Origin of the sequence: Halorubrum sp. Atlit-8R, from assembly GCF_003666025.1 — an archaeon.
Classification (GTDB): Archaea; Halobacteriota; Halobacteria; order Halobacteriales; family Haloferacaceae; genus Halorubrum; species Halorubrum salinarum.
On the sequence record NZ_QPLV01000002.1, the window covers coordinates 273,551 to 293,696 of the forward strand.

General features: G+C 69.7%; 23 protein-coding genes and 1 tRNA gene. 14 read left to right on the forward strand and 10 right to left on the reverse strand.

The window, feature by feature from the left end; all coding sequences use genetic code 11:
- Window positions 1-87 precede the first annotated feature (87 nt).
- From DVK05_RS07180 to DVK05_RS16855, 5 genes are all read left to right on the forward strand, one after another.
- Window positions 88-546, forward strand: coding sequence for a DUF5796 family protein (locus DVK05_RS07180; protein ID WP_121562704.1), 459 nt, complete (start codon window positions 88-90; stop codon window positions 544-546).
- Window positions 547-565: 19 nt separating this feature from the next.
- Window positions 566-805: a hypothetical protein gene (locus DVK05_RS07185; RefSeq protein WP_121562705.1), complete on the forward strand. Its 240-nt coding sequence runs from the start codon at window positions 566-568 to the stop codon at window positions 803-805.
- A 72-nt stretch (window positions 806-877) separates the two neighbouring features.
- Window positions 878-1,234, forward strand: a complete 357-nt coding sequence (locus DVK05_RS07190; protein WP_053770869.1) for a ferredoxin — start codon at window positions 878-880, stop codon at window positions 1,232-1,234.
- Between the two features lie 45 nt (window positions 1,235-1,279).
- Window positions 1,280-1,364, forward strand: a tRNA-Leu gene (locus DVK05_RS07195).
- Between the two features lie 331 nt (window positions 1,365-1,695).
- Window positions 1,696-2,049, forward strand: a complete 354-nt coding sequence (locus DVK05_RS16855; RefSeq protein ID WP_147437740.1) for a hypothetical protein — start codon at window positions 1,696-1,698, stop codon at window positions 2,047-2,049.
- Window positions 2,050-2,296: 247 nt separating this feature from the next.
- On the opposite strand, the gene DVK05_RS07200 is transcribed toward DVK05_RS16855, so the two are convergent.
- From DVK05_RS07200 to DVK05_RS07210, 3 genes are all read right to left on the reverse strand, one after another.
- Complete coding sequence (locus tag DVK05_RS07200; protein WP_121562706.1) at window positions 2,297-2,764, reverse strand: hypothetical protein; 468 nt, start codon at window positions 2,762-2,764, stop codon at window positions 2,297-2,299.
- Window positions 2,765-2,981: 217 nt separating this feature from the next.
- The gene (locus tag DVK05_RS07205; protein WP_121562707.1) at window positions 2,982-3,200 is read right to left on the reverse strand and encodes a hypothetical protein; all 219 of its coding nucleotides are present in this window, start codon (window positions 3,198-3,200) and stop codon (window positions 2,982-2,984) included.
- Window positions 3,201-3,257: 57 nt separating this feature from the next.
- Window positions 3,258-3,710, reverse strand: a complete 453-nt coding sequence (locus DVK05_RS07210; protein ID WP_121562708.1) for a MoaD/ThiS family protein — start codon at window positions 3,708-3,710, stop codon at window positions 3,258-3,260.
- Window positions 3,711-3,951: 241 nt separating this feature from the next.
- Here DVK05_RS07210 and DVK05_RS07215 point away from each other — a divergent pair, with 241 nt between their 5' ends.
- The gene (locus DVK05_RS07215; protein WP_121562709.1) at window positions 3,952-6,240 is read left to right on the forward strand and encodes a nitric-oxide reductase large subunit; all 2,289 of its coding nucleotides are present in this window, start codon (window positions 3,952-3,954) and stop codon (window positions 6,238-6,240) included.
- A 22-nt stretch (window positions 6,241-6,262) separates the two neighbouring features.
- On the opposite strand, the gene DVK05_RS07220 is transcribed toward DVK05_RS07215, so the two are convergent.
- From DVK05_RS07220 to DVK05_RS07235, 4 genes are all read right to left on the reverse strand, one after another.
- Complete coding sequence (locus DVK05_RS07220) at window positions 6,263-6,706, reverse strand: CBS domain-containing protein (RefSeq protein WP_121562710.1); 444 nt, start codon at window positions 6,704-6,706, stop codon at window positions 6,263-6,265.
- Window positions 6,707-6,796: 90 nt separating this feature from the next.
- Window positions 6,797-7,708 (reverse strand): 1,4-dihydroxy-2-naphthoyl-CoA synthase, encoded by a 912-nt coding sequence (locus DVK05_RS07225; protein WP_121562711.1) that lies wholly within the window; start codon window positions 7,706-7,708, stop codon window positions 6,797-6,799.
- A 156-nt stretch (window positions 7,709-7,864) separates the two neighbouring features.
- Window positions 7,865-8,104 (reverse strand): hypothetical protein, encoded by a 240-nt coding sequence (locus tag DVK05_RS07230; RefSeq protein ID WP_053770864.1) that lies wholly within the window; start codon window positions 8,102-8,104, stop codon window positions 7,865-7,867.
- A gap of 98 nt (window positions 8,105-8,202) precedes the next feature.
- Window positions 8,203-8,976: a GTP cyclohydrolase III gene (locus tag DVK05_RS07235; protein WP_121562712.1), complete on the reverse strand. Its 774-nt coding sequence runs from the start codon at window positions 8,974-8,976 to the stop codon at window positions 8,203-8,205.
- Window positions 8,977-9,126: 150 nt separating this feature from the next.
- On the opposite strand from DVK05_RS07235, the gene DVK05_RS07240 reads away from it, so the two are divergent.
- The 7 genes from DVK05_RS07240 (at window position 9,127) to DVK05_RS07265 (ending at window position 14,921) form a co-directional block, all read left to right on the forward strand.
- The gene (locus tag DVK05_RS07240; RefSeq protein ID WP_121562713.1) at window positions 9,127-9,906 is read left to right on the forward strand and encodes an HAD-IIA family hydrolase; all 780 of its coding nucleotides are present in this window, start codon (window positions 9,127-9,129) and stop codon (window positions 9,904-9,906) included.
- Between the two features lie 274 nt (window positions 9,907-10,180).
- Window positions 10,181-11,515 (forward strand): DUF92 domain-containing protein, encoded by a 1,335-nt coding sequence (locus tag DVK05_RS07245; RefSeq protein WP_121562714.1) that lies wholly within the window; start codon window positions 10,181-10,183, stop codon window positions 11,513-11,515.
- 1 nt (window position 11,516) lies between these two features.
- Window positions 11,517-12,020, forward strand: a complete 504-nt coding sequence (locus tag DVK05_RS07250; RefSeq protein ID WP_121562715.1) for a GNAT family N-acetyltransferase — start codon at window positions 11,517-11,519, stop codon at window positions 12,018-12,020.
- An 80-nt stretch (window positions 12,021-12,100) separates the two neighbouring features.
- The gene (hisI, locus tag DVK05_RS07255) at window positions 12,101-12,484 is read left to right on the forward strand and encodes a phosphoribosyl-AMP cyclohydrolase (RefSeq protein ID WP_121562716.1); all 384 of its coding nucleotides are present in this window, start codon (window positions 12,101-12,103) and stop codon (window positions 12,482-12,484) included.
- A gap of 3 nt (window positions 12,485-12,487) precedes the next feature.
- Window positions 12,488-13,663 carry a hypothetical protein gene (locus DVK05_RS07260; protein ID WP_121562717.1) on the forward strand — a complete coding sequence of 392 codons (1,176 nt, stop codon included), beginning with the start codon at window positions 12,488-12,490 and terminating at the stop codon, window positions 13,661-13,663.
- Between the two features lie 234 nt (window positions 13,664-13,897).
- Window positions 13,898-14,410 carry a hypothetical protein gene (locus DVK05_RS16860; RefSeq protein ID WP_147437742.1) on the forward strand — a complete coding sequence of 171 codons (513 nt, stop codon included), beginning with the start codon at window positions 13,898-13,900 and terminating at the stop codon, window positions 14,408-14,410.
- Window positions 14,411-14,522: 112 nt separating this feature from the next.
- Window positions 14,523-14,921 carry a hypothetical protein gene (locus DVK05_RS07265; RefSeq protein ID WP_121562718.1) on the forward strand — a complete coding sequence of 133 codons (399 nt, stop codon included), beginning with the start codon at window positions 14,523-14,525 and terminating at the stop codon, window positions 14,919-14,921.
- A 37-nt stretch (window positions 14,922-14,958) separates the two neighbouring features.
- Here the strand turns inward: DVK05_RS07265 and DVK05_RS17280 are convergent, their stop codons facing one another.
- Window positions 14,959-15,126, reverse strand: coding sequence for a hypothetical protein (locus DVK05_RS17280; protein WP_199712295.1), 168 nt, complete (start codon window positions 15,124-15,126; stop codon window positions 14,959-14,961).
- A gap of 83 nt (window positions 15,127-15,209) precedes the next feature.
- Complete coding sequence (locus DVK05_RS07270) at window positions 15,210-15,761, reverse strand: hypothetical protein (RefSeq protein ID WP_121562719.1); 552 nt, start codon at window positions 15,759-15,761, stop codon at window positions 15,210-15,212.
- A 141-nt stretch (window positions 15,762-15,902) separates the two neighbouring features.
- Here DVK05_RS07270 and DVK05_RS07275 point away from each other — a divergent pair, with 141 nt between their 5' ends.
- Window positions 15,903-18,623: an AAA domain-containing protein gene (locus DVK05_RS07275; protein ID WP_121562720.1), complete on the forward strand. Its 2,721-nt coding sequence runs from the start codon at window positions 15,903-15,905 to the stop codon at window positions 18,621-18,623.
- A gap of 340 nt (window positions 18,624-18,963) precedes the next feature.
- Here the strand turns inward: DVK05_RS07275 and DVK05_RS07280 are convergent, their stop codons facing one another.
- A complete protein-coding gene (locus tag DVK05_RS07280; protein WP_121562721.1) occupies window positions 18,964-20,010 on the reverse strand; it encodes a phosphoribosylaminoimidazolesuccinocarboxamide synthase in 1,047 nt (348 codons plus the stop codon).
- Window positions 20,011-20,146 lie beyond the last annotated feature (136 nt).

Consider the following 20,146-nt stretch of genomic DNA (forward strand, 5'->3'; position numbering starts at 1 on the left):
CGGCGTTCGGGGCGGCTCGTCGCCGGGCGCGCGTCGGCGCGAGGCCCGAGCGCGTCCCTTTTGAGGCCGGCACTCCGAGCGTCGCGTATGTCCGCGCCATCACGCAGCGACGTGCCGCCGACCTCGATCGGCGTCGACCTCCGCGAGGAGGGCGTCGTCGTCGAGTACCTCGACGGCCGGACGACCCTCTACCGGGGCGTCCCCGAGTCCGCCGAGGGGTCGGTGACCGCCGGCCCCGGCAAGGAGACCCACGTCCTCGTCACCGACCCCACGGAGACGGAGGGCGTGATGACGTACGTCAACGACTACAAGACCGACGACGAGATATTGGAGGAGTCCGGCGTCGGCCGCGTCATCGTCGAGGACGGCGAGCGCGACGAGGTGTTCCCCGGCGTGATCGTCGGCCGCGAGGGGCAGCGCAACGAGGTCGTCGCCGACCCCGAGATCGCCGGCGGACGCGTGTTCGTCTTCGTCGAGGACGGCTGGACGGAGGGGAGCTACGAGATCGTCGAGGGCCCCGAGGACGGCCTCGACGCGCACCGGTGACGGGAGCGAGGGCGACGCCGTGAGCCTCGCGAAGCCCTGGCGCGACCTCGACCGCTCGACCGTCGGGAGCGCGCCGAGCCGCTACGCGCTGTACGAGCTGGGCGACGCCGACGGCGACACGGTCGGATTCGGCACAGGCGTCCTCCGCGACGAGCTGAAGGAGGCGCTGGCGTACGGCGACGCCGCGAAGGTCCGGTGGGAGCTGGCCGACTCGCCCGAGCACGCCGAGCGGCTGCTCGCCGAGCACACGGACGGCTGACGCCCGTCATCTCGGTTCGAGCGAGCGGGAACAACCGACAGACGAAAGGCCCGCGACCGCCGAGGGAGCGACATGAGCGACGAGGCCGAGACCGACGGCGGCGACGAGGTGCTCCGCGCCAGCGACATCGGCGGCGAGGGGCCGCCGATCGACGAGAAGCCGTACAAGATCGTCTTCGAGGCGAACAAGTGCTTCGGGGCGGGCAAGTGCGCCGAGGTCGCGGACAACTGGGTCATGGACGTGGTGAGCGGGATGGCGAAGCCCGAGGCGTACTACATCGGCGAGGAGGACCTCGAAGAGAACGTCCGCGCGGCCGAGGCGTGTCCCGCCAAGAAGGACGCGGGCGTGATCCACGTCGTCGACCGCCGCACCGACGAGGAGATAGCGCCGGACCCGCACGGCGACGGGACGCTCTCGGTCGACTGGTAGGACTTCCGAAAGGGGTTTCACCCCGCCGCCGGTAGCCGAATCCGCGCGGGGGTGGCTGAGCCTGGCCAAAAGCGGCGGACTTAAGATCCGCTCCTGTAGAGGTTCGAGGGTTCGAATCCCTTCCCCCGCATATCGCGGCGCTCACACATCGTGAGCGCCGCGTCTCTGACTGGAAGGGATTCGAATCAGGGAGGTCGCGCGCAGCGAAGCGAGCACGTCCGACCGTGGTTCGAATCCCTTCCCCCGCATGCTGTCGCGAACAATACGTGAGCGACAGCACTAGGAGCGGAAGAGATTCGAATCAGGGCGCTCTGTTGAAATCCTCAGTAGGCGAGATGTTCTTGGAGCCATGCTGAATAAAGTGCGCGAGTCGATCACCGGTAACTCATCGATAAAACATATTATACGCCCGACCAGGATCCGTTCACACATAGGATGCGACCAGAATGTGACCCCTATCGATGACTGACGTCGACGACGAGTTCAGTGGTGTGTGGGCCGGCGTGAGTACGATTCTGATCGCAATCCTCGCTATCGGCGTCTTCGTACTCACGACAGACCCTATCAATACTGGTGGAGTTGTCGCTGGAATCGTTCTCGCTCTCATCGGCCTCGCACAGGTTCTCGCCCCTCGCATCTCACCGTGGTTCGAGCACCTCAGCCATCACTGGATTGGACTGTGTTGGATACTCGTCGGTGGCGGGATAGCGACTCTTGGGCTTGTTGCCTCGCCAACAACCGGAAAGTTCGTTGGTGGGCTTGTACTCGGGGCACTGTTCATGCTCTTTGGAAGCTTCGTTGTGCTCGGTCGATAGACCACCCGCTGTATCTCGCACGCCGGTCCTATCAATTCTTAAGGATTTCAACAGAGCCAATCAGGGAACGGAGCGAGCGCAGCGAGCGGAGTGAGTGAGGTTCGAATCCCTTCCCCCGCATTGCTGTCGCGAGCACTTCACGAGCGACAGCACTGAGTACAGAAAGGATTCGAATCAGGGCGCTCTGTTGAAACCCTCAGTAGGCGAGATGTTCTTGGAGCCATGCTGAATACAGTGCGCGAGTGTATCACGAGTCAAACGAACAGAGGCCATCAGGAGGATTATCGTAATCACACGCTCGGCGGTAGCCGAAGTCGAGGCGTTCTCCTTCCCAAAGCGTGCCCTCGGCGATTGCAATCGAACAGTCGCCACCGTCTGTCTCATACCCTTGGAACGACTCGGTAACCCAGTCGCTATCGTCGACTCGAACATCGACTTCGTATCGTCCACGGGCACTCCCCCAGTCGCACTCCGGAATCGCGCTCTCGACGACGGCCCCGTCCTGTCCGGCCACATCGTGTGTCGAACGGTGAACGTTTGTGCCGTCGCGTCTCACCCGAATCGCAATCTGGTGAGCGTTCTCGGTGGAGTTGTGAACTGCGACGTAGCCAAGTTGGAACGACTCGTTCGGAATCCCCGCGAGACTATCTAGACACCCGGACGTCGAGGCAGCCCCATAGGTAGCGAGCGAGGCAAGGAGGGCACGACGATTCATACGTCGGTTTCTGTCCTTCTCAAAAAGTATCTTCCCATACCCGTCTCGTCAGATACATCCTCTGTATCTCGTACGCCAGTCTTATCAATTCTTAAATATTTCAACAGAGCCAATCAGGGAGCGGGACGTGAGCGAGCCGCACCGCGGCGAGCGAACGGGAGCGACCGTGGTTCGAATCCCGTCCCCCGCACTCCTGCGGCGAGAGCGCGACGCCGACTCACGACCGCTCGTTGAGCAGCCGCGTCACGCGGCCGTACCCCTTCCGAAGCAGTCGCGTGGCGCCGATCAGCGTCAGCACGGCGGCGCCGGCGACGACGCCGATGTGAACGACGCGGAACGACGGCACCGGGGTGTACCGTCCGAGGATGAGCAGGACGGTCAACAGGAGCCACAGCAGGTACGCACCGATTCCGAGTCGGTAGAGGGCCGCGTACATGGGCCCGGATAACGGCGGCGGCGGAAAAAGCGCACCGACGGCGGCCGGGGCGGCGAGCTAACAGCAGAACATGAACGGGTACACCAGGGCGACGCGGTCGCCCTCCTCCAGTTTCGTGTCGAAGCCGTTCTCGTTCTCGTTGAAGTGGCCGTTGACGAGGATCCGGGCGTAGGTCGTCGTCTGCTCGCCGACCGGGTTCTTCGTCCAGGTGCCGGGGAGTTCGTCGGGCGCGGGCGCCCAGCCGCTGTGGGTCGCGTCCTCCTCCGTCTCGGCGATCAGCATGTCCTGAAGCTGAGGGTACTCCTCGAACAGCTCGTCTAAGAACGCGCGGAGCGTGTCCCCCGCGAAGGTGTACTCGAACTCGTACACGTCGAGTTCGGTGCGCACGTGGCCGGTACACCGCACGGTGACGGTCGTCTCCGCCTCGGTCGCGGTCGCCGTCGCCCCGTCCGCGCCGCTCGCGTCCGCGTCCGTCGGGGGCGACTCCGCCCTCTCGGTGGTCTGGGACATACTCGACGATACGCCGCAAGGCCGTGTAAGACGGGTCGCGAACATGTTCGCGGGCGTCCGGCCCGTCGGCGAGCGGAGTCGGCCGGCTGCGCCCCTCGAACGCGCGGAGCGCGGCCGGGCGTTTCGCGATGCGCCGGTGACCGCGTCCGAAACCCCCCGACTGCGACGGTTTCGGGCGTCGGGAACGCGACCGAACATGTTGCCGCTAAGCGCATAGGGCCTCCCGGCGGTACGCTCGCCCATGCGACTCACGAGAAAGACGATAGCGAAGGTGATCGTCGCGGCGTTCCTGTTGAACCTCGCCGTGATGGGCGCCGGGGCGTGGTTCGCGTACCAGGAGGCACCACCGATACCCGACGAGGTCGTCGGGCCCGACGGCGAGACGGTCGTCACGGCGGCCGAGGTCCAGGACGGCAAGGCGGCGTTCCAGCAGTACGGGCTGATGAACCACGGGTCGATCCTCGGCAACGGGGCGTACTACGGCGAGGACTACACCGCCGAGACGCTGGAGCTGAAGACGCAGTACATGCGCGAGTACTACGCCGACGCCGAGTACGGCGCGGCGTACGAGTCGCTCGACGCCGGCGAGCGGTCGCGGGTCGACGCGCTCGTGCGCGAGGAACTGGACGCGTCGCACGACGGCGGCGACGTGGTGGAGTACTCCGCGGCGGAGCTGTACGCCCACGAGCGGGTGCGCGAGACGTACGTCGAGCGCTACCACGAGGGCGACCACGACCGCGGCGTCCCGGTCGGGATGATCGAGTCCGCGGAGGGGGCGGAGGACTTCGCCGACTTCGCGCTGTGGACCGCGTGGTTCTCACACACCGACCGCCCGAACGCCGACCACTCGTACACCAACGAGTGGCCGTACGCGCCCGGCGCGGGCAACGACGCCACCGGGTCGGCGATGATCTGGAGCGTCATCGCCATGGTGCTGCTCGTCGGCGCCGCGGGCGCGGCGATCCTGCTGTACAAGTCGGTGAAGCTGCCCGAGCCGTCCGCGGAGGGGATCTCGGTCCCCGAGCCGGGCGACGTGAGCGTCTTCCCGAGCCAGCGCGCCGCGCTCCGGTTCATCCCCATCGCGGCGGGGCTGTTCCTCGCGCAGGTACTCCTGGGCGGCCTGCTCGCGCACTTCTACATCGAGCGGGCCGGCTTCTTCGGGATCGAACGGATCTTCGGGGTCCACATCCTCCAGCTGCTCCCCTTCTCCATCGCGAAGACGTGGCACATCGACCTCGGAATCTTGTGGATCGCGTCGACGTGGCTCGGCGCCGGCCTCTTCCTCCCGCCGCTGCTCACCGGCCACGAGCCGAAGCGGCAGGGGACGTACGTGAGCGTCCTGCTCGGCGCGCTCGTCGTCGTCGTGGTCGGCGGCATGGGCGGCATCTGGCTCGGCGCGAACGGCTACCTCCCGGGCGAGCTCTGGTGGCTGCTCGGCAACGAGGGGCTCGAGTACCTCGAGGTCGGGAAGGTGTGGCAGGTCGGCCTGCTCGCCGGGTTCGTCCTCTGGGCGGTCCTCGCGATCCGCGGCCTCAAGCCCCTGCTCGACCGCGAGCCGATCTACGGGCTCGCGCACATGATCCTCTACGCGGGCGGGTCGATCACCCTGCTGTTCGTCGCCGGCTTCATGTTCACGCCGTCGACCAACATCGCCGTCACGGAGTTCTGGCGCTGGTGGGTCGTCCACATGTGGGTCGAGGGCGCCTTCGAGTTCTTCATCGTCGCCATCATCGGGCTCACCCTCGTCTCGATGAACCTGCTCTCGCGCCGCAGCGCGGAGAAGGCGGTCATGCTCCAGGCGCTCCTGGTGATGGGCACCGGCGTCATCGGCGTCTCGCACCACTACTGGTGGATCGGGATGCCCGACTACTGGGTGCCGATCGGCAGCGTCTTCTCGACGCTGGAGCTGCTCCCGCTGATCTTCATCCTCTACGAGGCCATCGGGCAGTACCGCGCGATGAGCGAGACCGGCTTCCCGTACAAACTGCCGTTCATGTTCATCGTCGCCAGCGGGGTCTGGAACTTCGTCGGGGCGGGCGTCCTCGGGTTCTTCATCAACCTCCCGCTGATCAACTACTACGAGCACGGCACCTACCTCACGGTCGGACACGCGCACGCCGCGATGTTCGGCGCGTTCGGGTTCCTCGCGCTCGGCATGGTGACGTACATGCTCCAGCTGTCGATCGACCCCGACCGCTGGGACGCCTCGTGGCTCCGCGCGTCGTTCTGGTGCTGGAACGTCGGGCTCGCGCTGATGGTGTTCGTCTCGGTGCTGCCCGTCGGCTTCCTCCAGCTCGACGTCGCGTTCACCGAGAGCTACGCCGCGGCCCGCAGCCTCGGCTTCTACGAGCGTGACCTCGTCCAGACGCTGTTCTGGGCGCGGCTCCCCGGCGACACGCTGATCATCGCCGGGACGGCCATCTACGTCGCCGACCTGATCCGCAAGCGGTTCGTCCTCCGCGCGTCGGAGGACGACCCCGCGGTCGAGGACATGGCGGTCGCGGAGGGGATCGTCGGCGACGACGACTGAGGGACGCCTGAGGGGGCGGTCCTCAGTCGCGGAGCCGGTCGGACCGCTCCGACCACCCGGTCGCGTCCGTCGCGAGGTCGCGGACCTCCCGGCGGATCCCGGCGTAGTTGTCGACGATGTCCTGCGTGGTGACGATCCCCTCGGGCGTCACGCCGTCGACGACGACGAGCTTCTTGACGCCCTCCGAGCGCATGCGCTCGGTCGCGCTCCGGAGGGTCGCGCTCGGCCGAACGGTGACGAGCGGGGCGCTCGCGGCCTGCCGAACCGGGATCGCAGACAATGGGTCGTCGGTGACGTACCCGGCGTGGAGGACGTCGCTCTCGGTGAGGATCCCGGCGGGCGTCCCGCCGTCCGTGACGACGACGCTGCCGATCCGGTTGCGGAGCATCGACTCCGTGGCGTCCCGGACCGTGGCGCCGACGTCGCAGGTCACGAGGTCCGTCGTCATCACCTCCTCGACCAGCATGGGTAGCGGTACCGCGGCGGGGTACTTGTAGGTGACTGGGGCGACCGCTCCGAGGGCCCTCGCGCGAGCGGCCGCGTCTCGGCGCCCCCGTCAGTAGTGCCAGGGGTAGTCACGGAACTGCGGCTCGCGGCCCTCAAGGAAGGCGTCGCGACCCTCCTGCGCCTCCTCGGTCATGTAGGCGAGCCGCGTCGCCTCGCCCGCGAACACCTGCTGGCCGACCATCCCGTCGTCGGCCATGTTGAACGCGTACTTCAGCATCCGCATCGCGGTCGGCGACTTCCGGGTCATCTCGTCGGCCCACTCCAAGGCCACGTCCTCCAACTCCTCGTGCGGGACGACCTCGTTGACCATCCCCATGTCCGCGGCCTCCGCGGCGGAGTAGGTCTTGCCGCGGAAGAACACCTCGCGGGCCTTCTTCTGTCCGATCTGCTTCGCGAGGTACGCGGAGCCGAACCCGCCGTCGAACGACCCCACGTCGGGGTCGGTCTGGAGGAACTGCGCGTGCTCCTCGCTGGCGAGGGTCATGTCGCAGACGACGTGCAGCGAGTGGCCGCCGCCGACCGCCCAGCCGGGGACGACCGCGACCACGGGCTTCGGCATGAACCGGATCAGCCGCTGGACTTCGAGGATGTGGAGCCGGCCCGCGCGCGCCTCCCGGACGAGGTCGTCGTCGTCGTCGCCCGCCTCGTCGTCGTCGCGGTACTCGTAGCCGGAGCCGCCCCGGACGGACTGGTCGCCGCCGGAACAGAACGCCCAGCCGCCGTCCTTCTCCGAGGGACCGTTGCCGGTGAGGAGGACGGTCCCCACGTCGGCCTGCTTGCGGGCGTGGTCGAGCGCGGCGTACAGCTCGTCGACCGTCCCGGGCCGGAAGGCGTTGCGGACCGCGGGGCGGTCGAAGGCGATCCGGACCGCGGGGACGTCGACGGCGCGGTGGTAGGTGATGTCGTCGAACTCGTCGGTGACGGGCTCCCACGCGTCGGGATCGAAGATCTCCGAGACCATGCGAGCCCGTACGGCCGGGGCGCTCATAAACGGCGCCGAATCGGAAGGAGAGGGGTCCGTCAGAGAGGCGATTCCTCGCGCGACGCGGCGACGACGGGGAGCCGCTGCCAGGGCCTGGGACGGACGCCGGGACCGCGGCCCGTCCGTCGGGACGTGTCAGTCGTTCTGCGCGTACGCACCCTTCGGGTGCCCTTTGTGCTGGAGGTTGCGGTTGTCGCGCTCCCGCGTCGCGGTCGCGGGGATCACCTCGCGGCTCGGGTCGAGCTCGGACCGCGGCATCCCCGTGTACCCGTGGTCCGGGTGCTCGGAGCAGTGCGCCATCGCGTCGTGCGAGCCCTCCCACGGGCCCTCGTCACAGCCGTCCGCCGTACAGACGAACACTATCTCCTCTGACATGCTAACCGGAGGTATCGGAGCGGTGTATAAAAACCTCGCACCGAAATTATCAGATTTGATTCCGCAGAGGAGCGGAGAACGACCGCCCGGCGGGCCGGTCAGTCGCTGACGGCGGGCGCGCCGAACAGTTCGACGTTCGTCCCGTCGTGCCGGCAGTCTTCGAGGGCGTGCTTGGCCGCGAAGCCGGCCTCGTGGGCGGACGCGCCGCGGCCCACGCCGACCTGGAGCTCGATGTCGACGTCGTCCTCGACGTGGGCGACCGCCGACGAGAACGCCGACTCGGGGAGGTCGGGGCAGACCGCGACGACGTTGTCGCCGCCGACGAAGAAGGAGAGCGCGCCGTGCGCCTCGCGGAGGTGGCGCATCAGCGAGCCGTACGCCCGTTCGATGTTGATGAACGTGTCGAACTCGTTGAGCTGGTCGGTGTACTTGCCGGTCGCGTTGATCACGTCGAAGTGCGCGACCTGGAGGTCCGACCGGTTCGTCTCCGAGAGGTACTCGCCGGCGAGCACCTCGGTCCGGCTCTCGTCCTGGGCGCTGCCCGCGGTCTGAAGCCGCCGGTTCGCCGCTTCGAGCGCGTCGACCGGGCGCTCGGCGACGGCGGTCCCGAGGCTCACGGTGACCGGGTAGCGGTTGCCGATCGACTCCTGGAGGGTCGCGTGGGCCGCGCCGTCGACGCCGTTCGTCACCGCGATCATGTTGTCGAAGCGGGTGAAGAAGACGTAGGCGTCGCGGTGGCCGAGGAACTGGGCGACGTCGGCGTAGAGCCGCGACTGGAGCGTCTGGAGGTCCATCTCCCGGCGCGGCTCCGGCGTCGTCGTCCACGGCCCGTAGTTGTCGATCTGGACGAGGGTCACCTGGGTCGTCGTCACAGTGACCACCGATACGGAACGCGGCCGCTTTACCCTTCCGTTATCCCGAAGGTGGGACCGGTACCGAGTTCGTGATCCCTGCGGCGGGCGGCGGCCGGGCGTCGCGGATCCGGGCGCAACCCCTACGGCCGTGGCGCTCCCACTCCCGGCATGGAATTCAGCGGCGCCGTCGTCGACGTCGACGGCACGGTCGTGCGCGGCGACGATCCGATCCCGGGCGCCCCGGCGGGGTACCGCCGGCTCCGCGAGGCGGGGGTCGAGACGCTGTTCGTCTCGAACAACCCGACGAAGGCGCCGCCGGCGTACGTCGACCGCCTCGGCGCGGCGGGGTACGACGTGGACGCCGACCGAGTGTTCACCGCCGGCAGCGTGACCACGCGGTACCTCCGAGAGCGCCACGCCGACGATGACCTCCTCTGTATCGGCGAGTCGGGGCTGCTCGACCAGTTCGCGGCCGCCGGCCTCTCGACGACCGACGAGGTCGACGCCGCCGACGCGCTGGTCGCCTCCATCGACCGCGGGTTCGACTACGACGACCTCTGTACCGCGCTGTGGGCCTTGGAGCGCGACATCCCGTTCATCGGCACCGACCCCGACGTGGTGATCCCGGCGCCCGAGCGCGACGTGCCCGGCTCCGGGGCCGTGATCAACGCGATAGCGGGCGTCGCGGAGCGCGAGCCCGACGCCGTCCTCGGCAAGCCCTCCGACACCGCCATCGAGATGGTCCGCGAGCGGCTCCCGTATCCGCCCGAGGAGTGTCTCGTCGTCGGCGACCGGCTCGACACGGACATCGCGCTCGGCGAGCGCGCCGGGATGACGACCGTCCTCGTCCGGTCGGGCGTCACCGACGAGGCCGCCCTCGCGGCCTCGGACATCGAGCCGGACCACGTGATCGACCACCTCGGAGAGATCGACCGCGTTCTCGGCTGAGCGCCGCGTCGCGGAGGGTGATAACGTTCACCGCGTGGGAAACAGTTATGTACCGGCGAGCGCACCGCTCGCATATGGGAGTGGTTGACTCACACGAGGACCGGACCGCCGACGACGAGGAGGACCCCGAGGAGTCCGTCCGCGTGCTGGAGGGACACGCGGTCCAGTTCAACGAGTACCGGTACTGAGCGCGGCGTCGCGGCGGGAGGCGGCGTCAAGCGACCGCCCGACGGCTGTCGGGACCGTTAAGTGGTCGTCGGGGGTAGCCGATGGTGTGATACGGAGGCTCCGACGCGCGGGTATCTTCGCCGCGGTGGCCGCCATTGCGGTCCTCGCACCGGCGCTCGACACCGCCGCCGCCGTCCCCTTCTTCGCCGTCGCCGGCGCGGCCTTCTTCGGCGTCCGCGACGGCGAGTGGTTCGAGACGCTCGCGCTGCCCGGCGACCGCGAGGCGGAGCGGCTCTACGGGCTCGTCTCCTTCGCGCTCGCCGGCGCGGGCCTCGCGCTGTTCGCGTCGCTGCCGCGCGCCCCGCTGCCGTACGAGGCGTTCGCGGCCGCGACGCTCGCGGTCGGCGTCGGCCGCCTCGGACGGACGGTCGTCTCGCGCCGGACGACCGACGAGTTCCCGCTCGTCGCCGGCTACGTCGTCGCCGGAACGGCCGCCGCCCTCGTCGGCCAGGTGGGGGTGCGGCTCCAGACCGGCGCCCCCGTCGACGGCGCGACGGTCCCCCTCCTCCTGTTCCTCGCGGCGGCGGCCGCGCTCACGGCCGCGCTGGTCCGTTCGCTGGTGTTCTCCCGCGACGCGCACATCACGACGATCCTCGTCGCGTTCGTGACGTGGGGGTTCCTCGCGCTGGAGCCGACAGTCAGCGTCGCGCTCATCCTCGTCGCCCTCCCGGTGACCGGCGCGCTCGGCTACGTCTCGTTCGCCATCGGCACCGCCTCGGTGGCCGGGATGCTCACCGGCGTCGTGGCGGCGCTGCTCGCGGTCGTCCTCGGCGGCGTGGGGTGGTTCGCGACGCTGATGGCCTTCTACGCTATCGGCGGCCTCGCCTCGAAGTACCGGTTCGACGAGAAGGCCGCCCGGGGCGTCGCCCAGGAGAACGAGGGCGCCCGCGGCACCGGCAACGTGCTGGCGAACTCCGCGGTCGCGCTCGCGGCGGTGGTGGGCTACGCGGCCGCGCCGCACCTCGCGGTCCCGGCCGCGCCGCTCGGCTTCGCGTTCGCGGGCGCGACGGCGACCGCGATGGCCGACACGCTCTCCTCTGAGATCGGCGGCCTCTTCGACGGCCCGCGGCTGGTGACGACGCTCCGCCGCGTCGAGCCCGGCACCGACGGCGCGGTCACCTGGCAGGGCGAGCTGGCGGGCCTCGCCGGCGCGCTGCTCGTCGGCCTCCTCGCCGCCGCCGGGGCGCCGGTCCTCGACCCGGTGACCCCGGGCGGGGTCGCGGCTGGCGGCGCGGTCGTCGCCGCGGGCGTCGCCGGCATGACCGTCGACAGCCTCCTCGGCGCCCTGATAGAGGGCGACCGGATCGGGAACCAGACCGTGAACTTCCTCGCGACGCTGGCCGGCGCGGCCGTCGCCGTCGCGCTCTGGGGGGTGGCGTGAGATGGCGGGCGAGAACGCCGCCGGCCCCGGCGGAGACGAGCGCGACGGCGGCGCCGACGAGCCCGCCGGCGACGACGGCGACCGCGGCGGCCCGGACCCGAGGGTCCGGCCGGGGCGGACCGCGGACGCCGACCGGATCCGCGAGCTCCAGTCGCACCTCCGGCAGCCGAGCCCGGACCTGCTGGAGTACGGCCTGGCGGTGGGCGCCGCCCGGGTGACCGTCGCGGACGGGCGCGTGGTCGGCTACCTGCTCCCGGTGGACGCGCCGAACCGGCCCGGCGTCCACCTCGCCGAGCTCGTCGTCGCGCCCGGGTTCCGCCGGGAGGGGCGCGCCCGCGGGCTCCTGCGGGCGGCGATAGCGGACTCCGACGGGCCGGTGACGCTCCAGGCGCACCCCGACAACGACGCCGCGCTCGCGCTGTACGACTCGCTCGGCTTCGAGGTCGTCGAGCGGCGGCCGGACGCGTACGCCGACGGCGACGCGCTCGTGCTGCGGCTGGGGTAGCGCCCGGACCGCCGGACGGCGGCTCCCGCGCGGTGACCGCAGGCACAAGGACTATTCGAGCGCCACGCCTCCGGACGGACATGAGTGACGCCGACGCGGAGTCCGAGCCGATCGACGTCGACTTCGGCGAGGACGGGCTGGTGCCGGCGGTCGCCCAGGACGCCGACTCCGGCGAGGTGCTGATGCTCGCGTACGTCTCGCCCGAGGCGCTGGCGCGCACCCGCGAGACCGGCGAGGCCCACTACTACTCCCGGTCCCGCGAGGAGCTGTGGCACAAGGGGGCCACCTCCGGCCACACCCAGTCGGTCCGGGAGGTCCGGGTCGACTGCGACGCGGACACCCTCCTGTACCTCGTCGACCAGGCGGGCGGCGCCTGCCACACCGGCCACCGGTCGTGCTTCCACCGGACGATAGACGGCGAGCACGTCGGCGAGCGCGTCTTCGACCCGGACGAGGTGTACTGACCGATGTCCGAGAGCGCCGGCGGGACCGCGGGACGGGCCGAGGGCGAGGGGGACGACCCGGTCGCCGAGGCGGGCGAGGCGGCCGCGCGCCTCCGCGAGCGCTACGACGAGCTCCGGCGCATCGAGTCGCGGATCGACGACTACGGCCGCGAGCGCGTCGAGGCGGCGGCCGACGCGTACCGGCACGCGCACCGGATCCTCGACCGCTTCGAGGAGGACGCGGTCGGCTCCGGCGACTTCGAGTCGTACGTCCGGTTCCGCGGCGAGTTCGACGACGCGGTCGACGTCGACGACGACCTCCCGGCCGCGGCGGCGTTCGACGCGGCCGACGAGGCGGTCGACAAGCGCCGGCTCTCCGAGGAGGACTTCGCGGCCGCCCGCGAGGCGCTGGAGCCCGCCGGGGAGTTCGTCGACCTCCTGGAGGCGTACGACGACGCGGTCGACGACTACCGGGCGGCCCGGAAGGCGGCCCGCGAGGCCCGCAAGCGCCTCGACGCGCGGCTCGACGAGCTGCGCGAGGTCGCCGAGATGGCCGACGCCGACCTCGACGCCGACCTCGACCGCCTCCGCGAGCCGATCGAGGCGTACGACGAGGCCGTCCGGGCGGCGTTCGAGGAGTTCTTCAAGTCGGCGTCGGCCCGCGAGGTGTTCGACTTCCTCGACCGCGCGGACGGGACGCCGTTCGTCGACGTCGACGTGCCGCCGACGGACCTCGCGGAGTACGTCGAGACGCACGCGGCCGGCGAGGAGCCGCCCGCGACGCTCTTAGAGTACGCCGACTACACGAACTCCAAGCTGGAGCACTACGTCGACGACCCGGGCGCGCTCCGCACCGCGGTCGCGGTCCACCGGACGTACCTCGAACGGCTCGACGGCGAGCCGCTGACGCTCGACTGGCCGCCGAAGCCCGGCGACGAACTCGCCTACGAGATCGACGAGCTGGTCCCGCTCGTCGGACGGATCGCGGACGACGAGGCGGTCGCGACCCTGCGCTCCGTCCGCGAGCTGGCGCGGAGCGACGAGTACGAACGGCTCCGCCGCGCGGCCGAGGTTCGATACGAACTCGACGACGAGGACCTGGCGCTGATCGAGGAGGGAGAGGCCGAGGCGCGGCTCGCCGAGGCCGAGCGGACGCTGTCGACCGTCGAGGCCGTGCTGGCGGAGACGGAGCGGGAGTAGCGGAGAGGGAGCGACGACGCCACCCCGGGCCTCGTTAGATTTTGTATGACTCGTACTAATAAATGTCCAAACACAATATGTGATCGTAGAAAAGCACAAACAGGCGGCTTCGTTAGAATTCCACGTTTCAGACCTGTTCTCGCCTGAAACAGCCGGTCGATGAGAACTGCGAGTCGGATTGTAATTACTGGTCGCCAGCAGAAACTATTTACGCATAAATAGACAATTTCTGACATGAAGCGCCGCGCCCTCCTCGCCTCACTTAGCGTGGTCGGTACATCGACACTGTCGGGGTGTTCCGGTTCAGTACCCACCTTCGAGCAGACCACACTGGGCTTCCTCGCGGTGAGGAACTACGATGAAACAGCAGCGCACACGTTTGATATACGTGTCCTTCGCGACGGAACACTCGTACACGAATCGACTCATTCCCTCAAGACCGCTGAGAAGGTGGACGGCGGCACAATCCCAACTGCCATCGTCGATTGTACGTGGGATGACGTAGCTGGCAAGTACGTAGTCACTGTCCGCGTCGACGGTAATGCGTGGAAATCATTCAATCTCCAAAAAATCGAACGCGACACGCCATCATGCGTTGTCGCAAATGTGGAGTACGGAAGATTTGGAACAGCCGACAACTCACTCCGTCTCGATTCCCTACTCTCCTGTTCAGCGGTCGATCAGGACGCTGGTACCTGCCTACGCTCATTCGAGGCGTCATCCACCCGCGGTTCCGGGACGGACTGAGTGATAGATAAACTCCCGCCACCAAACTATCCGCATCAATCCGATCTTCGTCGGCGACCACCCAGCGCCGCGGAGTGCGGATTTTTAAGCCCCGTCGCGGCCGAGCGGGGGTATGACCAGATTCGACGCCGCGAGCGAGGACGAGCGGCTGAAGCTGTTCGCCGACGCCGCGGCCGCGCACCGCGCGCGCTCCGGCGACGTGATGACCGTCGACGTCGACCCCGACAGCGACGACACCGAGGGCGGCGAGGTGCCGCCGTGGATCCAGCTGGCGGGGACGGAGCTCATCATGGACTGTACCGACGAGGAGCTAGAGCGCCTGAAGGACCTGATCTCGGAGTTCCCGGAGTTCCGGATCGACGAGCTCGTCAGTCCGGAGGAGGCCGAGGGGACGAACGCCGTCGTCACCGCGCGGTCGGACGCGAACCGCGTCGCGGGGTTCGTCGAGCGCGCGTTCCGCGAGGTGTACGAGCTCGACGCCGAGTACCGGGCGTGGGTGACGGCGATCTGAGGGCGACGGTTCCGGTTCGCCCTCGCCGCTCCGCGCGTCACTTCGCGAAGTAGCTCGTGAAGAACCCGGAGAAGAACGAGCTGATCGCGACCGCGACGAGGAGGTCAGCCGTGCTGTGGTCGCCGTCGCCGGCCGTGAGCCAGGTGACGCCGACGCCGATGCCGAGCGAGATTACGCCGTTCGCGGTGTCTTCTTTGAGTCCCATACCAGGTGTTGACCGCGGAGCGACAAAACCGATACGGCGGTGGTCGGCAGGCTCGGTCCGCGCGGACCGAGGAGTCGCCCCGGTCAGTGGAACCCGCGGTCCACGTCGTCGTCCTCGATCAGGTCGTCGAGCTCGCTAGTGAGCAGCTCCTCGGCCTCCTCGAAGGTGTCGGAGAGCTCGTCGAGCTCGTCCGGGCGGCCGTCGAACTCGTACTCCATCGGGCCGAACGCGGGCGACTCGACGGCCTCCATCACGTCCTCGAAGAGGTGGTCGGGGTCGGTCGGCGCCTCCGCGTGGACCCGCAGCGTCTCCGTGAGCCGGGTCGCCATCTCCTCGGCGTGTTCCTCGTCTTCCGGGGCCGACCGGACCGCGAACCGCCCGTCGCTGTCGGCGTCCGGGAGGAGCGGGTCGAGCTCGTCGTCGACGCTGCGGGCGACCTGCGCGCCGACGCCGCGGAGGTCGCGGGGGTTCTTCGCGTACGTCTTCAGGTGGTAGAGGCCGACGCTCGGGTGGCCGAAGTAGAGGTCCTCGCCGAGGCCGCCGCGGCGGGTGCCGGCGACCGCGCGCCAGCCGTCGGGGTCGGTCGAGTCGCTCGCGACGTCCGCGAGGATGTCGTCCCAGTCTCGTACGCGCATGCTGGTGGATGCGTGGGGGTCGCGAGCTCAAGAGCGTGTCGGTGCCGGGCGAACGCGGGGGGCGCCGGCGAGCAGAGGAGCACCGGCCGCGACGACCGCGCTCACCGACAGCGTTTTTCGCCGTCGCCGCCGAGCGGGGGCGTGAACGTTCGGGGGCCGATCGTCTCCGTCGGGGAGGCGCGGACGGTGTCGACGTCGTACGGCGAGCGCGACCTCCGCGAGGTGCGGGTCCGGCCCGACCGCGGCGCGGGCGACCCGGTCGACGTGACGCTGTGGGGGAAGTGGACGGAGACGGCCGAGCACGCGGAGCCAGGGATGGAGCTGCTCGTGACCGACGCGGAGGAGGACGAGTACCGCGGCGAAACGGGGTACGCCACGACCGACGAGTCGTGGGTCGTCCTCCAGCCCGACTTCCTCGTCGACGTGACGGGGATCCGGTCGTGGGTCCAGTGTCCACGGATGTACTACCTGAACAAGCTCTCCGGGATCCCGCTCAACTACCCGGTGGTCAAGGGGACCATCGTCCACGAGGTGTTCGGCGACCTGCTCCGCGGGATGGAGCTCGAGGCCTCAGTCGAGGACCGCGTCGCCGAGGCGGGGCTCGAACTCGGCCTCCTCGGCTACGAGACCGCGGAGGTCGAAGACGAGGTGCGCCGCAACGCCGCCGCGATCGAGGGGTGGCTCGCGCAGGGGACGCTCTCCGACGACGACACGTGGCGCTCGGAGTTCAGCCTCATCTCGCCCACCTTCGGGCTGAAGGGGCGCGCGGACGCGCTCCGGCGCGGCACGCCCGTCGAGCTGAAGACGGGGAAGAACACCAAGCGGGAGCCGCGCTTCCACGACAAGGTCCAGGCGGCCTGCTACGCGCTCATGCTCGACGAGCGCGGCGTCGACCCCGACATCGGGACGCTGCTGTACACGAAGAACACCGCCCTCGACCGTAACGAGGCGTCGGGCGACCTCGCGCCCGCCAAGGAGTTCACGGTCGGGCGCGGCTTCCTGGAGTTCGTCGTGCGCGAGCGCAACGCCCTCGCTGCGATGGAGTGGCGCGCGCTCAACGACCCCGGCGAGCGCCCGACGGTGCCGACGGGGTACGAGGCGGACGCGACGTGCAGCTACTGCTTCGAGCAGGACGCCTGTATGGTCGTCTCCGGTCGGCTCGACCAGGAGTCGAAGGCGGGACAGATCGGGACGCCGATCCCCGACGCGGAGCGCGACTACTTCGACCGCTTCTACGTCGCCTTAGAGGAGGAGCGCCGCGAGACCCACGCCGAGTACCGGAAGCTGTGGGAGCAGAGCCCGGAAGAGCGCGCCGCGGACGACCGCGCGCTGATCGGCCTCGAACCGGTCGCGCGGACGGAGATCGACGACGCCCGCTGGGAGCTCCGCGCCCGGAAGCCCGGCGACGCCGTCTCGAAGCTCCGCGAGGGCGACGTGGCGCTCGCGAGCGACGGCGACCCCGTCTCCGGCCACGCGGAGCTCGGCCGGATAACGTCGCTCGGGAGCGACGAGGTGGTCGTCGAGACGGACGAGCCGGTCGAGCTGCGCCGGCTCGACGTGTACCCGTCCGAGATATCGGTCGACCGCTCGCTCACCGCGCTCCACGACGCGGTCCTGAAGGGCGACCCGGACCGCAAGGACGTGCTGTTCGGCCGCCGCGAGCCCGAGTTCCGGGAGCCGAGCGAACGGCCGCCGGGCAGCCCCGGGACCGACGACCCGGACGCGCCGGAGGCGTACATCGGCAACAACGCGGCCCAGAACGAGGCGGTCGAGCTCGCGGTCGACGCCGAGGACCTGGCGCTGATCCACGGGCCGCCCGGCACCGGGAAGACGTACACCATCGCGCGGACGATCCGCGCCCTCGTCGCGGAGGGGAACCGCGTGCTGCTCTCCGCGTTCACGAACCGCGCGGTCGACAACGCGCTGGAGGCGCTCCGCGACCAGGGGTTCGACGACGTGCTCAGGGTGGGCACGGAGACGGGCGTCCGCGGGGACATGCAGGACGTGCGGCTGGTCCAGCGCGGCGAACCGAACGCGAAGGCGGCAGAGCTGCGGGACGCGCCGGTCGTCGCCGCCACCACCGCGGCCTGCGGCTCCCGGGTCATGCGCGAGTGCGAGTTCGACGTGGCGCTCGTCGACGAGGCCTCCCAGCTCACGGAGCCGGGTACCCACGCCGCGATCACCCTCGCGGACCGGTTCGTCCTCGTGGGCGACCACGAGCAGCTCCCGCCGGTCGTCCGGGCGGAGAACGACCTCAAGACCTCCCTCTTCGAGCGCCTCATCGAGACGTACCCGGACGCGAGCGTCATGCTCGACCGCCAGTACCGGATGAGCCAGCGCATCCAGGCGTTCGCCTCGGCGGAGTTCTACGACGGCGCGCTCCGGCCCGCCACGCCCGAGGTCGCCGGGCAGACGCTCGCGGACCTCGGCGTCGACCCCGACGCGCTCGCGCCCGACCTGACCGGCGGCGTGGGGTTCGTCGACCCGGACGGGGAGCGCGACGGCAACCGGAACGTCCGCGAGGCCGAGCGCGTCGCCGCGGTCGTCGACGCCTACGTCGCCGCCGGCGTGGACCCCGACGACATCGGCGTGATCGCGCCGTTCCGCGCGCAGGTCGCCGAGATCGGTCGCCGGACCGACGTGACGGTCGACACCGTCGACCGCTTCCAGGGCTCCTCGAAGGAGGTCATCCTCGTCTCCTTCGTCGCCACCGGCGACCTCGACGGGCCCATCTTCGAGGACCACCGCCGCGTCAACGTGGCGCTCACCCGGGCAAAAAAGCAGCTGACGATCGTCGGCGACGCCGACGCGCTCGCCTCCGACCCCTTCTACGAGCGCATGCTCGACTGGGCGCGGCGCTGACGGGGTCGTCAGTCCGAGTCGCTCGCTCCGATGGGCGACGGCGTCGGTTATTTATAAATCGGTGCGGTGGCGCGTGCCTCCGAGCGCCCGCAGGGCGGGAGGAGCACGCGCGAGGGAGTCGGCCGGTCGGAGCGAAGCGAAGACCGGCCGACGAGGCTGGGGAGGCGTGAGGTGCTGTGCGGTGCGGGGCGGGACTCAAAGGGGCAGCCGGGAGGCGGGCGCAGGCGACGCAAGCACTGGAAGGAGCGAACGAAGTGAGCGACTGAAGCGCGCAGCGAGCGTGCGCCCGCCTCCCGGCTGGGGCTTTGGAGGAGTTCACCGCCGATTCGCTATCAACTATTTATAACTCGTCGACCGCGTCTAGCGCCGTCTCGATGTCGGGCACGTCGAACCACTCGCGGTCGGTGTAGGCGTTCGTCCCCGCCGCGTACAGGTCGGAGACGGCCTCAACGACGGCCGCCGGAAGGGGATCGGGAGACTCGTCGCAGAGCTCGCGCCAGTCGTCCGTCTCGCGGCCCGCCACCGACTCCTTCGCTTCCTTCACGGCCGCGACCCAGTCGGGGTCGTTCGCCTTGTACCACTGCCGGACGACCTCCTTCGAGATGCCGCGGCCGCCGTACGAAAATCGATTCTCGTCGAAGGTGCCGACCACGTCGGCGACGCGCAGCTCGCCGTCGACGTAGAGGCACTCGATCTTGCCGTCCTCGTGGACGAACCCCGCCGCCTCGGCGCGGTCGGTGACGACGCGGTTCACGTCGCACGCGAGCGATTCGAGGGCGCCGACGTCGGCGACGCCCGCGACCTCGTCGGCCTCCGCGCGGGTCAGGTAGCGGTCCTGCTGCTCGTACTTCGTCGAGAACTCCACGACCGGCTCGGGGAGGTCGACCGGCTCGTCGGGCCACTGGCCGTCGGCGCCGGCGAGGTCGTCGAGGCCGAAGTCGGCGGGCTCGCTGCGGCGCCGCAGGCTCGACCCGACGGGGACGCGGTTGCGGAAGACGACCTCCAGCGGGACGAGGTAGTTCTCCCCGCCCGCGGCGTGGAAGGCGTCGTAGTCGTAGCCGGCGTGGGGCCCCTCGTACGGGAGGTCGGGCACCTGCGTCAGGCCGATGGCCATCTCCGTCGGCGGGGCGGCCGCCTCGTCGAGCGGGACGACCTCGCCGGAGTCGGGGTCCGCGACCCCTCGGTAGTGGGTCGGAACCCCCTCGCGCTCCAGCAGTTCGAAGTTGAACGCGCCCATCGCGCAGAGGCTCGCGCCCTTGTTCGGGATCGCGTCGGGCATCTGCCCCCAGTCGAACACCGAGTAGGCGTCCGTGAAGACGAACCGCCCCCGGCCGAGCCCGTCGGCGGTCGCCGGCTCGTCGACGCGGAACTCCTTGACGCTCGTCATGGCGCATACCGCGACCGCCTCCCACAAGAAGGTTCCAGTTACGTGGTTACCTCGGCCCCTCTTAGATCGTTTCGATCCACGTCTGCGGATCAATCCGAGCGCGGCGAGGCTCGTCGCCGGCGCGCTCGCATCGAAA

Excerpts from the sequence above, each read along its gene's own strand:
- DVK05_RS07215 (WP_121562709.1), top strand. The coding sequence starts at position 3,952 with ATGCGACTCACGAGAAAGACGATAGCGAAGGTGATCGTCGCGGCGTTC.
- DVK05_RS07230 (WP_053770864.1), bottom strand. The coding sequence starts at position 8,104 with ATGTCAGAGGAGATAGTGTTCGTCTGTACGGCGGACGGCTGTGACGAG.
- DVK05_RS07190 (WP_053770869.1), top strand. The coding sequence starts at position 878 with ATGAGCGACGAGGCCGAGACCGACGGCGGCGACGAGGTGCTCCGCGCC.
- DVK05_RS07210 (WP_121562708.1), bottom strand. The coding sequence starts at position 3,710 with ATGTCCCAGACCACCGAGAGGGCGGAGTCGCCCCCGACGGACGCGGAC.
- DVK05_RS07270 (WP_121562719.1), bottom strand. The coding sequence starts at position 15,761 with ATGCGCGTACGAGACTGGGACGACATCCTCGCGGACGTCGCGAGCGAC.
- DVK05_RS07200 (WP_121562706.1), bottom strand. The coding sequence starts at position 2,764 with ATGAATCGTCGTGCCCTCCTTGCCTCGCTCGCTACCTATGGGGCTGCC.
- DVK05_RS07250 (WP_121562715.1), top strand. The coding sequence starts at position 11,517 with ATGGCGGGCGAGAACGCCGCCGGCCCCGGCGGAGACGAGCGCGACGGC.
- DVK05_RS07205 (WP_121562707.1), bottom strand. The coding sequence starts at position 3,200 with ATGTACGCGGCCCTCTACCGACTCGGAATCGGTGCGTACCTGCTGTGG.
- DVK05_RS07260 (WP_121562717.1), top strand. The coding sequence starts at position 12,488 with ATGTCCGAGAGCGCCGGCGGGACCGCGGGACGGGCCGAGGGCGAGGGG.
- DVK05_RS07180 (WP_121562704.1), top strand. The coding sequence starts at position 88 with ATGTCCGCGCCATCACGCAGCGACGTGCCGCCGACCTCGATCGGCGTC.
- DVK05_RS16855 (WP_147437740.1), top strand. The coding sequence starts at position 1,696 with ATGACTGACGTCGACGACGAGTTCAGTGGTGTGTGGGCCGGCGTGAGT.
- DVK05_RS07265 (WP_121562718.1), top strand. The coding sequence starts at position 14,523 with ATGACCAGATTCGACGCCGCGAGCGAGGACGAGCGGCTGAAGCTGTTC.
- DVK05_RS07280 (WP_121562721.1), bottom strand. The coding sequence starts at position 20,010 with ATGACGAGCGTCAAGGAGTTCCGCGTCGACGAGCCGGCGACCGCCGAC.
- DVK05_RS07220 (WP_121562710.1), bottom strand. The coding sequence starts at position 6,706 with ATGCTGGTCGAGGAGGTGATGACGACGGACCTCGTGACCTGCGACGTC.
- DVK05_RS07240 (WP_121562713.1), top strand. The coding sequence starts at position 9,127 with ATGGAATTCAGCGGCGCCGTCGTCGACGTCGACGGCACGGTCGTGCGC.
- hisI (WP_121562716.1), top strand. The coding sequence starts at position 12,101 with ATGAGTGACGCCGACGCGGAGTCCGAGCCGATCGACGTCGACTTCGGC.
- DVK05_RS17280 (WP_199712295.1), bottom strand. The coding sequence starts at position 15,126 with ATGGGACTCAAAGAAGACACCGCGAACGGCGTAATCTCGCTCGGCATC.
- DVK05_RS07225 (WP_121562711.1), bottom strand. The coding sequence starts at position 7,708 with ATGGTCTCGGAGATCTTCGATCCCGACGCGTGGGAGCCCGTCACCGAC.
- DVK05_RS16860 (WP_147437742.1), top strand. The coding sequence starts at position 13,898 with ATGAAGCGCCGCGCCCTCCTCGCCTCACTTAGCGTGGTCGGTACATCG.